Here is a 14,285-nt window from a genome sequence, read left to right as displayed (position 1 = left end):
AGCCAATGAGTTATCGGTTACCCAAGTTAATTAACAGAACTAGAGAGCGATTTTACGAAAGGAAGCTGTTAGATGGGCCACACTGGTTTTTCCACCCTTCATTCTTTAAGTCTAGGTTTAGTTGGGTCACAGTTAGGAGCCTCAAGATTTGCCGACTCTGCCAGTTTCACAAGATAATAGCATTCTTCCCGAAACATATGATCTGCCATTAACGGGGCGAATGTCCCCAATGCTTCTTTGCTTAACCTGAGTTCTTCTATTTCCTGTAAAAAACCTTGAAATAATATTATTTCCAACTGCGTATCGGAATTGAATTTCTTCAGCGCTGGAAATGTGGACAAATTCGTTCTTAAGTATCCCGCCAATTCTACCGCTTTCAAATAAAAATCTTGAAAATTCTTCATAAAAGTTTTGCTTTTCTCTGTTAATTTCTTTTCAACACCATCCAAAGTAGAGGTAATCGCCTCGGAATGGCCCGCAGCATCCAACAACCACACCTGATGATGATGCAATTCATGATAAACCGGAGGTACTTGGCCTGCTTTTAAATGCCGTAGTATCCTTAAATATTCCTCCAATTCATTTACCATATGGTTTAAAAAAGTAGGAGTAAGATGAATTTTGATTTTACCGGTAAGGTGTTTTCTGATCAATTCCAATTTAAATTCCCTTAATCGAATCACCTCCGGTTCGGCTTTGGCGGCCAATTGCCCTGTATCAGAGGAATTTGCCTGTCCCAGCAGTGTATCAAATACCCCTATAAACGTCTGAGCCTGTTCGATTTCAACTTGTTGAACCGGTGCAAGGCCTTCATAAATAAACCTCGAATGATCACCTAATATTTGCAGCCAGAAACGGTGTTCTAACCTTGCTGTCCGCTCCAATCCATCATTCATGGTTTTTGCCTCCCTTTAAAAATTTCCACACTAATTTGATATTTATTCGCTTCCAGTCATGCATATGTAACAAAAGATAAAAATTAACCCAAATAAGCTCCATTATTTGTTATCTCCCGACCGGAATAGTTCCAATGAATTGAGCCACGATATATATGTAAGACCAATTTTTAAGGAGATGATTCATTTGCATAAAAGATGGGCAGCTTTGTTATTGACCTCTACCCTCATTGGGTTAACTGGCTGTAATACCGATAATCGAAATACCGGCAATGATACAGGCGATTTCGGCGGGATGAATAACCTCAATAACAACAACTACTACAATCGTGTTACTGACACAAATAATGTGAATAACGATAGAAACAATGATTTAAACAGAGGCACTACTGGGAGAAATGTTACCAATCAAGATGGAAGGACCACTCGTGCCATTCGAAATGTTGAACGATTAAGAGAAGTGGAACGGGCCCATGTTGTCATTTATAATAATGTTGCCTGGGTGACTGTCCGTTTGAACAGAGGTCAAGATGATAATACGACCGGAGACATAACAGGAACGAGAACCGGAAATCGTGCAAACGACATAAACAATAATATCGGAATCAACGGTGGCAATACAAATGCGGTAATGAATGACAATAACGGAAATACCGGTGCGGGGACCAACGCAAGCATTTACAACAATAATGCGGGTGTCAACGATAATACAGGGGCTGGCACGGATCGGATCACTGGAAACACCACCAACGACAATAACAGGGCGGGCCGAACAGGAACGAGAGGAAACACAACTAATGACATAAACAAGAATAACTGGACAAACGGCACCGACTTCAAAGAAGCGTCCACCCGTTTGGAACAACGAATTGCCGATCAGGTCAGAATTACGGATAAGTCGATCCAAAAAGTTTATATTTCTTACCAACAATAATTAATGGACATCAGCCAAAGATTATCCAGAGGTTTTTAACCGATCAAGCAAAAACTGCCGATTGGCGTAAAAATCGGCAGTTTTCCTTTATCACGTTTACTGTTGGTCTGACACAAACACCTTATGGTCTTCAAAGAATTTACCCAAATCGCGTTTGCTGGTTTCTTCCATAATTCGGATAAAATCAGCCGTAGTGGAGACGCCAAATTTCATTTCGTTGAAGTAGGCATGCATGGAAGCGTAGAACTGTTCATCCCCCAGTTCTTTGCGCAGGTCATCGACGGTTTTTGCCCCATATCTGTATGCCATATTATAGTAGGCAATGGTGCCTTCCTTTCCCTTCTCCTTAAATTTTTCAATCGAATGAGAAAGGTGCCAATCCCCTAATCTTGAATTGTCAATCCTAAACGGCGTCTGTTCCAATCCATCGTGCAACATGGCTGCAAAGCTGGCAAAGGACTCATCCAGCCATGGTTCATCATATTCATTATTGCCGATGATGCCATAGAACCATTGGTGACCGATTTCGTGCGCAGTTGTGGAGGCCACTCCTTCTATTTGCATTTGAGGTGCAATCGTAATCATCACCAGCTGTGGATATTCCATGCCCCCAAACCAGCCTTCCATTGCAGTAATATCGAGCTCCGGCCATGGATATTGCCCAAACTTCTCACTGAATAATGCAATGCTTTTGGTGCCGGCATTTAGCATTGTATCAACAAACTTGGCATGTTCCTCTTTGTAGTAAACATTAATATTGACTTTCCCTGCCTTCGCCTGCTTAATTTTATAATTTGGATCCAGTTCCATGGCAAAGTCGCGGACGTTTTCCGCCTTATAATGATGGGTGGCCAAAGCACCGTTGATTTTCGGTTCCCCGACCTCGGTACCAGTAGTGGCAATGACCTGCTCTTTCTCAGTCGTAAAAGTAACATCAAAATTTCCTGTTAAGGAATAAAAGGATTCACCGGAAGGAAAATAAGGGTCCACGTTCCAGCCTTCATCATCATAAACAGCCAAAATTGGAAACCAGTTTCCTAAAGATGTCGTCGTTTTACTCCAGCCAAAACGGTCCTGGCCTTCTGGTAGCTCTACGGAAAAATTCATTTCAACCTTCGATTTCTCACCCTTCTTTATCGGCACATCAGGTATATGTAATGCCGTTCCCTCCAGTGTGTGGCTGACAGGCTGGCCATTGACCTTTACTTGGTCTATTTTCACATTGGCATCCTTTTTCGCTACCGCTAAAAAAACCTTAGCATTTCCCCACACATTGAAATATAGGTTATTTAGATCGACATCCAAATTATTGATAAATTCGACACTCATGGTGCCTGACACTAGATGACTAACGGAATCATAGCTGACATCCATGACATAGTTCGGATTAGCTGGACCTTTTGTCATGCTTCCCGGGCCGTTTACGATCTCTACACGGTGCTCTTCCAGGTCATCTGTTTTTTCCGGCGTTGTGCTCTTTTCTTCCTCTTTAGGCTGATTTTCCGCCGGCTTGTTTTCCTCTGTTTTAGGCTGGGCCATGGCCTTTTCCTCTTTTAAAGCGGTTACATTTTTATCAGCGCCTTCTAGCAAAATCAGTGAACCCAGAAACAGAACCAGAAATAACCCCAAGCCAATCTTGGGTACCCTAGTGGTCCCGCTATTTTTCTTGGAAGCAAACAGGGTACATCCAAGAAAAAACAACGCACCTGCTAATGAAAAAATCACAAAATATAAAAACATTAAAATCCCCCTTTTAATCTGACAATCTCCATTATACTAAATTTCAATTATTTTACAAAATAGTTTATATTTACTATATTACTATAATATTAGTTACAGCGATTAGGCTCCTTAAGCGGATGTCCCGGAAATATCAAAGCGATTGCAACTTGTTAACGATATGATTTAGGAGCACATTTTACCAGATTAATGATGGAGCTTGCAGAGTTTTTGAAAGACGGGTTTAAGCTGAGGATTAAACATAAATGGGTTGAACAAATGCCACTCGCAGATGATAGGGAGAAACTTTCCGGGCAGAGATAGCGATTCAAGAAATTTGGCAAAGTGGCGAGGTCAGTGATGTCATAAAAAATTGGTTCGTTTCTAGGTTAAACGAAAGGAGCCTGTATCCTAGAATCAGGCTCCTTCTAGTATCGTATTGGTTGTTCTTAAAAAGCGGACTTAGTTTAAAACGTGTACCAGAAAACTATCCATTGTATGCTTTTCGTAATTCAGCAAGATCAAATTTCTTCATTTTAAGAAATGCTTTTGTTACCCGTTCCATTTGCTCAGGTGTGCCTTTTCTCATCATCTCATCCATTTCACGGGGCACAATCTGCCAGGACACACCAAACTGATCTTTCAGCCAACCACACTGCTCGGCTTCTGGAACTGCAGAGAGCTTTCCCCAGTAGTCATCAATCTCCTCTTGGTTATTGCAGTAAACCATGAAAGAGATAGCCTCGTTAAAACCGAAATTATGCTTATGGGCGCTGTCCATGGCCGTAAACCACTGATTTTCTAAGCTAAAATCAGCGAACATAATTGTTCCTTCTTTGTCAGGTTCCATTCCTTTAGGGTAGCGAGCCAGAAGTCCCTGCTTGGTGTTCTTAAATACCGACAAGTAAAAATCAATCGCCTCTTCCGCTTTACCGCATTTATCACCGACAAACAAAAGAGATGGAATGATTGCCGGACGCTCTTCCCCTTCAGGATTGGTTAGGATTAGCTGCCAGGACAAACCATACTTGTCCTGAATCCAGCCATACCTTTCACTGAACGGATACTTATCAAGCGGCATCAACACTGTTCCGCCATCGGACAATTTGTTCCAAACCTCATCTATCAGTTCGCTTGCGGCTTTTTCTCGTGATGGGTCAAAATTAACCATGAACGAGATCGACGGATTGATCTTGAAAAAAGGTCCTCCGCTGATTGCCGTGAACTTCTGCCCCCAGAGCTCAAAAGAGACGATATCAGAATCACCCGAGGGTGTGTCGTGAATGGTTGTTACATTTGTAATTTTCGAGTCTGGGAATATGGCAGTGTAAAACTCGGCGGCTTCGTTTGCCTCTTTGTCATACCATAAATGCGGAACGATTATTTGATTTGTATCGGACATCGTGATCCCTCCATTAACAAGAAAAGGTTTGTTTTAATAATGAGTCGGCAAGTTTTATATTATCTTTCAAATAAATAGGTAATTGCGGGTTGCTTAGAATCTGTTCAGTAGTGAGCCACACTACAGCATCAACTTCATCCGGACTTTTGGCAAATGGCTCTCCAGAATGATGTTCACAAAGGAAAACAATATCAACCACATGTTCCCCTCTATCAGTTACAAATGAAGAGCTATTAACATATTGAAGAGTATTTACTTCTAAACCTACTTCTTCAAATATCTCTCGTTTAAGAGTTCTTTCAAGAATATCAGAAGAATTTCCTTCTAACTCAACTTTACCTCCAACCAAAGAAAGTGTTCCACCTGCATGCGCTTCTTTTAAGCTCCGTTGAATTAATAACCATTTTTCATCTTTATGAATGGCCCCCTCAACATTCACAATAAACATATTGTTCCCCCATTATATAAATAAGCCCTTTTTATCTGAATTTTATCTTCTAGCTATCATCTCGATTTCGACCTGTGCACCAAGAGGTAGGGATGACACACCTATGGTTGTACGAGCAGGATATGGCTCAGAAAATTGTTTAGCATAGACTTCGTTCATTGCTGTGAAATTATTCATATCAGTTAAGAATACATTCACTTTTTCAACATGATCAGGAGTTAAACCTGCTGCTTCCAATACATTGAAAAGATTCTTAAAACATTGATTTGTCTGTTCGACAATATCACCATCTACAAGCTTTCCACTCCGTGAGTCTACTGGGGTTTGCCCAGATAAAAATATTAAATCTCCTGCTTCAATTGCATGCGAGTAAGGACCAACAGCAACAGCTCCAGATGCACTAAAAGCCTTTCTAGACATATAAAACTCCTCCTTTAGCTATAAAAATAGGTATTAGTTTTTATACTAGCTATTTCCTATGCTGGTACTCCACAAGAGAACGGCTTGGTCTTAGCCTTCGGTATTCGCCGCTTTTCTTGCTCTTAAGAATCGGACTGTATTTAAAACGATTACTTTAGAAACAGCATAAGTCGGAACAGCAAGGATCATTCCAAGTACGCCTGCTAGATTGCCTGCCACTAACAGGATAATAATGATAGTTGCCGCATGTATATCCAATGACTTTCCTAAAATCATCGGTGACAGCAGGTTCCCTTCAATTTGTTGAGCGACCAGGATGACAACGATAACCAACAAAGCTTTCGTCGGTGAGTCAAATAGACCGACAATCACAGCCGGTGCACCGCCAATGATTGGCCCAACATAAGGGATAATATTGGTGAAGGCGACAATGAGCGCCAAGATTAATGCATAAGGCAAATCAATAATTAAATAGCCGATAAAGGACAAGGTTCCGACTGCCAGGGCAACCATCACCTGGCCCTGGATGTAAGACGATAATGTCTCTCCTGTTTCCTTCAAGATTTTCATGCCCTCATCTCTGTAACTAGCAGGAAAAAACTTTGAAACGGCCTGCGGAAATTTATGCCCATCCTTGAACATATAGAACAATAAGAATGGCACGGTGACAAGAATGATCGCTAGATTGGTGACCACACCAAAAATCCCCATGATCCCGTTTGTCAGAGTGGTTGGAAGTGTGTTGGCATACTTCATTAATCGTTGTTGCACATTGTCGAAAATCTCAGCTTGGTCGTCCCTAAAGTTTTTAAACTCCGATGACTTAACCGTTTCATTAAAGAATTCAATCGTTTTATGAGCAAACACTGGTAGATTTTCTGCCAAATCAGCTGCCTGTTTTGAAACAGTCGGAACGAGACTGCTGATTCCTAAGACAAGAAGGCCAGCAAAGCCAATATAAATGACTAGTATTGCCGCTATCCTTGGAAGTTTTTTGCGTTCAAGAAATTTGACCAACGGGTTTAACAGGAAAAAGAGGAATCCGGTAATCAGGATTGGAAAGAAGATCGTTGAGAAAAAGATTCCGATTGGCTTGAACAAAAATGTAATTTTTGATGAGACGAAAATAATCGTTAAAATAAGTAAAATTTGAATCAACCAGAATTGCGTTTTCGATTTTAACACGGTATGTACCTCTTTGCTTAGCATATTTTGCTAAAAGTATATCAAAGTCATTGGATAATATACAGTATTTTCTGTTGAGGGATTGGCACTCAAATATAAAAAGCTGTTCAATGTGAATGAACAGCTAAGGGTCGTCATAAACAACTTTTCTAGATTCCTAATGCTTTTTTCGTCGCTGGTCCGAAAATCCCGTCTACGGCCAGTTTACGATCCTTTTGAAATTTCCGTAGTGCGTTTTCTGTATTTACCCCAAAAATCCCATCGGTCCCCCGGGTATCATAACCAAGAGATGTCAGCTTACTTTGCAGTTCCTTAACCGCAGGACCGCGGCTTCCTCGCTTTAGGATTTCCCCTTTGGTATTACCGGAAACTGGGACACTATCATCCCCTGTTACATTAAAGCCATTGGCTGCAGCGATGGCATTAAATGATTTCGACGAGGATGTAATAATAACAGGGGTATTAATTGGCACCTGGTCAAACAGCCACTCTACCTCCTCATCATACATCCGAACACAGCCGCTACTTACATACCCGCCAATTGAACTTGGGTTGTTGTTTCCATGAATCCCATAAGTGGTCCCCCATGTTCCACGGGCGTTCAAGCCTAGCCACCTATTTCCAAGCGGATTTCGTGGGTCTCCTCCAGGTATTTTCCCTTTGTAATAGGGTCGATTGACAATTTTGTTAACAATTTTAAACTTACCTTCAGGAGTCAACGATTTGCTCCTGCCGGTACCTACTTTAAACTTTTTTATCAACTGACCATTGTCATAGTAGGCAAGCAAGTTGTTGGCCTTATTAATGATAATTAATTTGCCGCTGGCAGCCGCAGCAGACCCAGCCGGCACATTGACTATGAAACTAGCCACTAACAGAAAAGCTAACACGAAAAAAGTTAACCATCTTCTTGGCATGTATTTACCCCCTTACGACTTTTCGATGACAATCCATACATCTTATGTCGCAGGAGAATATTCGCACTACCTTTTTCCTAAAAAAATTTAAATGTGGACTTTACAAGTATCGTAGGTAATTTTTGTTGATTAAAAACATTGGGAAATTTTTTGAAATGTTAACTAAAAAAGGCGGAACGATTAGGCTTATCCAAATTTCCCCATCATTATGAGTTTCTAAGTTTAGTATAATGTTAATACACCAAGATTTTACCTTAGGTCCAAAAAATTTAGGCTTAAGGAGAGTGAGAAACAAGTGTTTGTAGACATTATTTTCTCTGTCGTGATTGGTGGGACTGTTGGTATTTCCGGACATGTTCGGAAGCATGGGAAAATGATCATTCCGCGCCGAACAAAAAAGTTTTTTTACCTTGGTTTTCTGGAAGAAATGCTTCTAGGTGCAATCGCTGCACTCCTTCTCGTTTTGTATACCGCTCCTCATTCCTATGTAGAAACAATCATCTTATCCCTACTAGCCGGATTAACCGGTGATGTCGCCCTTTCCAGCTATAAACTTATCAAGCAGAACAATGATGAGCAGTAAAGACAAAAGGAGCCTGAGTCTAAAACTCAGGCTCCTTTTGGTGTCTGATTTTTCACACTTCCCGTCAGTGGGACTCTTGTCTATCCCAGCTAGCTTTTTAAACTTCCTTTTAACCATGCACGAGGACGATATGGACCTACAGGGATTTGGATAAGGCTCGTTAATTTTTTTGAATTCAATCTGTAAAGTTCATCACATTGCTCCACATCAAAACCTAATAGCGGGTGTCCTCCCATTTCCAAAGCACACGATGTCAAAAGCAGCCGTTGCACCAGTATACCCGCCTCCATCTGTTGAATCCGGTATCCTCGATATCCCATTTCTTCTTTAAGGTGATCCTTGTCGCCAACAACATGCAGGCAGAGCGGCACTTGAAACAAATTTACATTGGGCATGGTTAAACCATTTTGCAAAACCTCGCGGAAATCCCCGTTTGATATTCTTCGAAGTGCATGAGCGCTTTTGTCATAGGCGTAAGCGCCATTCGAAACACCCTCCACGTTATAAAAGAAGCCGTTCAATGTTACACTTAGCTCAGAATCTTGTGTTTCGTTAAGGTCATTCCGATACGAAAAGGAAAATGTCTCTTTTAACAAAGTGGATATGTTTTTTTGACTGACATTCCCTAGCATAAAATCAAGCTCAGGAGAATGTCTCTCCCGGCAAACAGATGCAAGATCATACGAAAAGGATTCCGTATAGGGCAACATAATGAACTCCGTACCAAAGGACTTCTCAGCACGATCTTCTTTACTAAGCTTCACAAAGGAATGAGTTGTTTCAAACATCGATGCTTCATTCATCTCTTTAATCAGCGGGTAATCAAGGATTCTTTTTGAACGGTTATAGGTTTCCGTTTTTAGCAATGGCACTTCCCGGGACAATTCAGCAGCTGATACTGGATCAACACTATTAAAATTGTCATCCGTTTGGATAGATGGGTAAATAGATAATGGTATAACTGCATATACGCTTTCGTCTTGTTCTGAAAGCCCTAGCAAATGATTAATAGAACGATCAAGAAATTGGTAACAGACCCGTGATGAGTATCCCATCCTATCCCCCACTTCTAAGGCTTGCCCAATGACCACACCGGCATCCAAACCTTGAAGCCTGTAGGAAAAGTTATTATATTTATAGAAATTTTTCCAAAAAACTGTTGAGACAAAAACCGTGCAAAAACAATCAGAAACATCAAAATGACCAAGACTTCTAGACAAATAGGTATCGTAATTTCCTTCTCGGAGCAATCGAAGACTATGATGTCCTACATCATAATGGTAGATTCCGATTGGTACGTCCTCCAGCTTTGCATACACATATAATTCATTGGGATACAATGCCCCGCCGGAAGGAACAAATCTACGAAATAACTGAGCATAGCTTACAGCAGTTCTTTCCTCTGCGTACTCTAGGAAAGCGGCTTGCGCATATTGTGTTAGTCCGTATACGTACCATAAGAAAGACCCGAGCTCCTCTATTCCTGGTTCTGCTTGGGCTTCTCGCCGCTCTAGCTTCAACGGTACATCTCCGGCCAAAGGGATCTCCGGTAAGCCGCGGTACAGTTTATATGGTAGTGGTGCATCGTCCCAATCCACTTGCCAATCCGGCGGAGCAGCTTTTTCCGTATCAAAGTGAAGATGATGCAGAAAGGTTTCAAGCTTCACTCTTACACCTCCTGTTTTTTATTATGGGAATGGGTGAGGATATGGATTTAGCTGTTCATACGATAACGGCTGTTTGGCAAATCCAAGCTTCATTGGTACATGGAGGACTCTATCCAGCCCTTTGATACGGGTCAGATGATGGCCGAATGTCATCGGCAGCATACCAGGGATCAATACCTTTACACAGAATAATCCATTCCGTTTTGTTATTGGTGTCGTTTGATCCACTACTATGACCTCAAGGTCAAGCTGGCGGAACCTCTGCAGGACATCCTCAAGATCGTCCTTTAAATCGTTATTCGCAGAAGGCTGTTTAAATTCCTCAGAAAAAGTTCGCAATGGACGATGATCATCCAATAAAAAGTTCAACCGGTCTTCTGCTTCCTGTAGGCCATAGAGCAGACCGTGGTCCTCCATATTACGGACAGCATAAGGATTTATTAGCATCTCTTCATATTTTTGCCGGTTTTCCTCTAGAAGTTTGTCATGCCTAACCATCATTCCCGCCAGTTCGTATACCGAGCTTTTTACAGCTCTAATAGGATCAGGGCTGGCACCTCCCGCACAAATAAGATTTACACCCTCTGACCTTCGGTTTTTTGCTACTGCAAAAATGCTGGGTATCCCATTTTCCATCGTCGAATTATAAAAATAAACGTCATACCCGGCCACCTCACGTAATCGATCAACCATTAGCTCCACTTCTTTGTCGTTGGCAGAATGAGGGTCGAGACGAGGAAGCGGCAGCTGTGCATACCAAGTTAACAAGAAGGAATCCCTTTCCACGACCTCCATAATGCCATGGAAAATGGCTTCCTCCATGCTGCCTCCCAATGCACATCCGTTGGAGGTTTCATAAACAAAGCCGTCCCCTTGGCCCAAACTGTAATAGGCAGGCAACTCCGGAACCAGGATCGGACGTTCCTGTAAAAACGAATAGCCCCACACCCAATTCATTGATTTATCAGGATGAAATGGTTTAAATGGAAAATGAGGCATTGCATAATGCTCCTCATCATGTAAACCTAAACTAGCTGGATTTAATGCGAAATGCTTTACATTATGATAACTATCACGAACCTTCGTCTTTTTGCCTTGAGGCTCAATGCCGCAGTGTCGCTCCAGCCCCTCCAAAATGGCAGTTAGCTCAGACATTTCATAAGAATTCGTACGCCCCGCTACTCCTTCGTCAGCGGCAAACAACGGCATGTTAACCAAAATATCCGCAAATGGAAGCCTGAAATCCGCCATTTTTCCATTCATGACACCAGTACGCTCATCCAGATAGTCCGAAGCGAGCACTGTTTTCAATTCTTCCAGCGAACGGCATCGATAACCGTGATCTTTTAATTTAGGACTGGACTCTAAGGAAATGTGCGCCAACTCTGGTGTATCTTCTGGTATTGTGCTGCAAATCGGGCATAATGGATCGGGTAAGAAAAAGTGGCTGGAGGTTGTTAGCGTTCTCAGATTGGTAATCGATATCCTTTCTTCTAGCGTGGATGGTTCTCCCTGTAGAACCTTTTGCACTCCGTTACTAATCAACATCGCCATTTGCGATAACCCCGTTCGGGAAGCCCATGCATCACGCGGGACACTGGCTTCAGTTCCCATTCTCGCTTGGAGGGTCCACATTTCTAAACGATCGGACCCAGCAAACAAGCGTCGTTTATCCGCACAGAGATAGCATCCGGTCGTCTCGTACCCTACCAATGGACCAATGATTCCCTCCCCAAATGAAACGAAACCTCGAAGCCAAGGAATACCAGCAGTCCTAAATTGCGCTTCCGCCTTATGATGGTTAGATGGATTCCATGCATCGTCAAGCACAAGCGCTAATTTTGCATCATTTGGAATCTCTTCCAACATGCTTTGACGCCTTACGAGATAGTTGGTGGACAATTGATCGCAGACAAAATCTGCTAATATACCGTCACCGACAATCAGGATACATGCAGTCATCGGGGTCCCCCCTCTCGGATCTGCACACCATATACCCCTGCCAGCCCTTGTTTTAAAAAGGGCTCAATCGATAGATCATAAACGAGTAATTGTTTATTGTTTCTATTCAACACCTGAATGGAGGATTGTAATAGCTCCGATTGGGTCATTTCTTCACCTGAAGGGATTTCAAATGTGGTTTCGTTTTTTTCCAGATATAACACAGGCTCCGCCACTTGTCTCTTTACGGAAGTTATCTTGTTTTGAGCATCCAAAATAGCTTGCTGCAATGCATTTCGTAATGCCAATGTCGTATTTAGACCTGCTCCTGTATACAAACGGCCTTTTGACCTTACCCATACAACTGGGAAGCCCAATACATCCTCTTTTAAACCAATGCCAGTTGAACCGTTAAGGGTAGTCAGGGCATTTAAATAATATCGGCAACTTTTATCCTCGATAGCTCCCATTGGCATACGGAAAACAGCATGATCCCCTTTTCTATTTTTCAATTCTTCATCCAGATAGGCTTGAAGCCCCCGACACACAGCCTCTGCGACTGTTTCCCCTGCACCGATGCCAATAAATCCCTTTGGAAGCGTCGCACCTACCTGATCGGTCAGATGTTCGAAGCCATATACATGTGAATCTATCAGTTTGGAAACATACATTTCAATCCCCTTCAGGCCGGCATTTCGTTTTGCTTCTTCATGTGTCATACCCGAACAAACAACCTCCGGCATCAGTTCGGCCGGTCCCGCTGAGACTGGGTCAACAGGCTGAACCAAGCACTGGGAAAGAGGAAGCTGTGGCAAATTTCGTTCCTCCCAGGTATGAAAAATACCGATTTCTTTTGAAGTTAATCGACTAAAATGCTCCAAAAGCCACCACTCTTGTTCATCCCTGTTCATTTCCTGTTGAAGTCTTGCTTCCAGATCTTCTATCAGTTCAGGTTTATCACTTTCCGATGTTACTAATGGATGTGTAATGAAATAAAGCCAGTCTCCTTCCATCGTGTCAAGATCAAGCAGGTATATTTGATTACTTTGATCGGAACCTGCAATTCCTGTCGCCTTCTTGAACAATTCGAATACAGAAACATTTGCCAAAAGTCCTCCTGAAGTGGAAGAGAAGACCTGTGGCTTCTCATCGACTTTAAGTGTTGATTGATGTATTCTGCGCCATGCAGACTCGAAGCAACCTTCTGAATCTGGATGAGTTAACGGACCAGAAAGCCCAACTTTATCTAGATAGATGGCTGGGTGAAATGCCTTTTTTTCTTCTTTACAAACTTGATTTAGATTTCTTAATTCATTTACATTTCCATCCTGAGAAACATACAGAATCCAATCATAATTCCGAACAGCGTCTTTCCAAAAATTTACTCCTGCTCCTTTATGATAGGGCACTTCCACCATTTCCACATCGGAATCGATTTTCCTTACATTTTGCACTAACTCATGGAGCCGCTGCTTATTGGTTGGAACCCCATCTGTAATCATGACATTTATTTTAGGTAGTCCTGATTCGAGTAAAGCAGAAACCAAAGATATCACGAAAGGTCCAGAGCCAATCGTCAAAACATTAGCCTGGCGGTATTCTTGAAATTTGTATGCAGCTGATTCGACAAAATTCTCGATGAATTCAATTTGCGAGGCATATTTTTCAAGAACTGGACGACTTAATTGATGGGGAATATCTTTACTGACATCTCGAACAAACCCATTTTTACATAACGTTTCGCCGATTTCGTATACCCTGTCACGGTAAGGTGGCGTTAGCCCTTGAGTCAAAGCACCCAGGGTTTGTTCCCCATTGAACATCGGCAGCAATTTTTCAATCCACTGATAGATGGTTTTCCCTTCCATTCGGAATGAACTCGTGTTATTTCTAAAATAGACACCTCCCTTTTGGTCCGGGATAAAAAAGGTATCCCTTTTGACCTTTAGACACGAGGACGAGTTAAGTTCTGTCATTTTAGCTCCTCCTTATTCCTATTCGTTACTACTTGTGCACTATCAGTTTATGTAGGATTTTTTGTCCAATATGATTAACATGGTAAAGAAGTGCCCCTGAGGCACATGTCCGAGCAGGGGCAGTTTGTTTCAAGTATTTTCGGTAAGGACCCAAAAGCCAAACCAATTAAATAAAACCAACACCGATGCCAGCACAG

General features: G+C 42.1%; 12 protein-coding genes and 1 pseudogene. 3 read left to right on the top strand and 10 right to left on the bottom strand.

Annotation, left to right across the window (positions count from 1 at the left end):
• Positions 1-98: 98 nt before the first annotated feature.
• A complete protein-coding gene (locus AR334_RS08440) occupies positions 99-896 on the bottom strand; it encodes a DUF2935 domain-containing protein (RefSeq protein WP_066308084.1) in 798 nt (265 codons plus the stop codon).
• A gap of 187 nt (positions 897-1,083) precedes the next feature.
• Between AR334_RS08440 and AR334_RS08435 the strand changes: the two genes are divergently transcribed.
• On the top strand, positions 1,084-1,830 hold the full coding sequence (locus AR334_RS08435; RefSeq protein WP_066308081.1) for a hypothetical protein: 747 nt from the start codon (positions 1,084-1,086) through the stop codon (positions 1,828-1,830).
• 96 nt (positions 1,831-1,926) lie between these two features.
• Here AR334_RS08435 and AR334_RS08430 read toward each other — a convergent pair whose 3' ends face one another.
• Positions 1,927-3,570 carry a M1 family metallopeptidase gene (locus AR334_RS08430; protein ID WP_066308078.1) on the bottom strand — a complete coding sequence of 548 codons (1,644 nt, stop codon included), beginning with the start codon at positions 3,568-3,570 and terminating at the stop codon, positions 1,927-1,929.
• A 168-nt stretch (positions 3,571-3,738) separates the two neighbouring features.
• On the opposite strand from AR334_RS08430, the pseudogene AR334_RS30750 reads away from it, so the two are divergent.
• Positions 3,739-3,873: pseudogene (locus tag AR334_RS30750) on the top strand (hypothetical protein); the annotation flags it as partial.
• A gap of 163 nt (positions 3,874-4,036) precedes the next feature.
• On the opposite strand, the gene AR334_RS08425 reads toward AR334_RS30750, so the two are convergent.
• The 5 genes from AR334_RS08425 to AR334_RS30600 form a co-directional block, all read right to left on the bottom strand.
• On the bottom strand, positions 4,037-4,951 hold the full coding sequence (locus AR334_RS08425) for a VOC family protein (protein WP_066308075.1): 915 nt from the start codon (positions 4,949-4,951) through the stop codon (positions 4,037-4,039).
• A 13-nt stretch (positions 4,952-4,964) separates the two neighbouring features.
• Positions 4,965-5,399: an NUDIX hydrolase gene (locus AR334_RS08420; protein ID WP_066308074.1), complete on the bottom strand. Its 435-nt coding sequence runs from the start codon at positions 5,397-5,399 to the stop codon at positions 4,965-4,967.
• Between the two features lie 42 nt (positions 5,400-5,441).
• Positions 5,442-5,819: a RidA family protein gene (locus AR334_RS08415; RefSeq protein WP_066308070.1), complete on the bottom strand. Its 378-nt coding sequence runs from the start codon at positions 5,817-5,819 to the stop codon at positions 5,442-5,444.
• Positions 5,820-5,909: 90 nt separating this feature from the next.
• Positions 5,910-7,004: an AI-2E family transporter gene (locus tag AR334_RS08410; RefSeq protein ID WP_066308067.1), complete on the bottom strand. Its 1,095-nt coding sequence runs from the start codon at positions 7,002-7,004 to the stop codon at positions 5,910-5,912.
• 149 nt (positions 7,005-7,153) lie between these two features.
• The gene (locus AR334_RS30600; protein WP_066308063.1) at positions 7,154-7,921 is read right to left on the bottom strand and encodes a L,D-transpeptidase family protein; all 768 of its coding nucleotides are present in this window, start codon (positions 7,919-7,921) and stop codon (positions 7,154-7,156) included.
• A 295-nt stretch (positions 7,922-8,216) separates the two neighbouring features.
• On the opposite strand from AR334_RS30600, the gene AR334_RS08400 reads away from it, so the two are divergent.
• Complete coding sequence (locus AR334_RS08400; protein ID WP_066308060.1) at positions 8,217-8,504, top strand: DUF4257 domain-containing protein; 288 nt, start codon at positions 8,217-8,219, stop codon at positions 8,502-8,504.
• Between the two features lie 89 nt (positions 8,505-8,593).
• Here the strand turns inward: AR334_RS08400 and AR334_RS08395 are convergent, their stop codons facing one another.
• From AR334_RS08395 to AR334_RS08385, 3 genes are read right to left on the bottom strand one after another with little or no spacing between them, the layout of a single operon-like run.
• Positions 8,594-10,171, bottom strand: a complete 1,578-nt coding sequence (locus AR334_RS08395; RefSeq protein WP_066308057.1) for a SagB family peptide dehydrogenase — start codon at positions 10,169-10,171, stop codon at positions 8,594-8,596.
• A 21-nt stretch (positions 10,172-10,192) separates the two neighbouring features.
• A complete protein-coding gene (locus tag AR334_RS08390; protein WP_066308054.1) occupies positions 10,193-12,133 on the bottom strand; it encodes a TOMM precursor leader peptide-binding protein in 1,941 nt (646 codons plus the stop codon).
• Positions 12,130-14,088, bottom strand: coding sequence for a putative thiazole-containing bacteriocin maturation protein (locus tag AR334_RS08385; RefSeq protein ID WP_066308052.1), 1,959 nt, complete (start codon positions 14,086-14,088; stop codon positions 12,130-12,132). Before AR334_RS08385 ends, AR334_RS08390 begins: the two co-directional genes overlap by 4 nt.
• Positions 14,089-14,285: the final 197 nt, after the last annotated feature.

Source organism: Bacillus sp. FJAT-29814 (assembly GCF_001510715.1).
Lineage (GTDB): Bacteria > Bacillota > Bacilli > Bacillales > Cytobacillaceae > Neobacillus.
The sequence above is the reverse complement of the archived record's forward strand: the minus strand, read 5'-3'. Positions and strand labels throughout refer to the sequence as shown.

What these genes read in the sequence shown, in the direction of transcription:
- AR334_RS08440 (WP_066308084.1), bottom strand. Translation starts at nt 896, where the DNA reads ATGAATGATGGATTGGAGCGGACAGCAAGGTTAGAACACCGTTTCTGG.
- AR334_RS08430 (WP_066308078.1), bottom strand. Translation starts at nt 3,570, where the DNA reads ATGTTTTTATATTTTGTGATTTTTTCATTAGCAGGTGCGTTGTTTTTT.
- AR334_RS08425 (WP_066308075.1), bottom strand. Translation starts at nt 4,951, where the DNA reads ATGTCCGATACAAATCAAATAATCGTTCCGCATTTATGGTATGACAAA.
- AR334_RS08420 (WP_066308074.1), bottom strand. Translation starts at nt 5,399, where the DNA reads ATGTTTATTGTGAATGTTGAGGGGGCCATTCATAAAGATGAAAAATGG.
- AR334_RS08415 (WP_066308070.1), bottom strand. Translation starts at nt 5,819, where the DNA reads ATGTCTAGAAAGGCTTTTAGTGCATCTGGAGCTGTTGCTGTTGGTCCT.
- AR334_RS30600 (WP_066308063.1), bottom strand. Translation starts at nt 7,921, where the DNA reads ATGCCAAGAAGATGGTTAACTTTTTTCGTGTTAGCTTTTCTGTTAGTG.
- AR334_RS08390 (WP_066308054.1), bottom strand. Translation starts at nt 12,133, where the DNA reads ATGACTGCATGTATCCTGATTGTCGGTGACGGTATATTAGCAGATTTT.
- AR334_RS08385 (WP_066308052.1), bottom strand. Translation starts at nt 14,088, where the DNA reads ATGACAGAACTTAACTCGTCCTCGTGTCTAAAGGTCAAAAGGGATACC.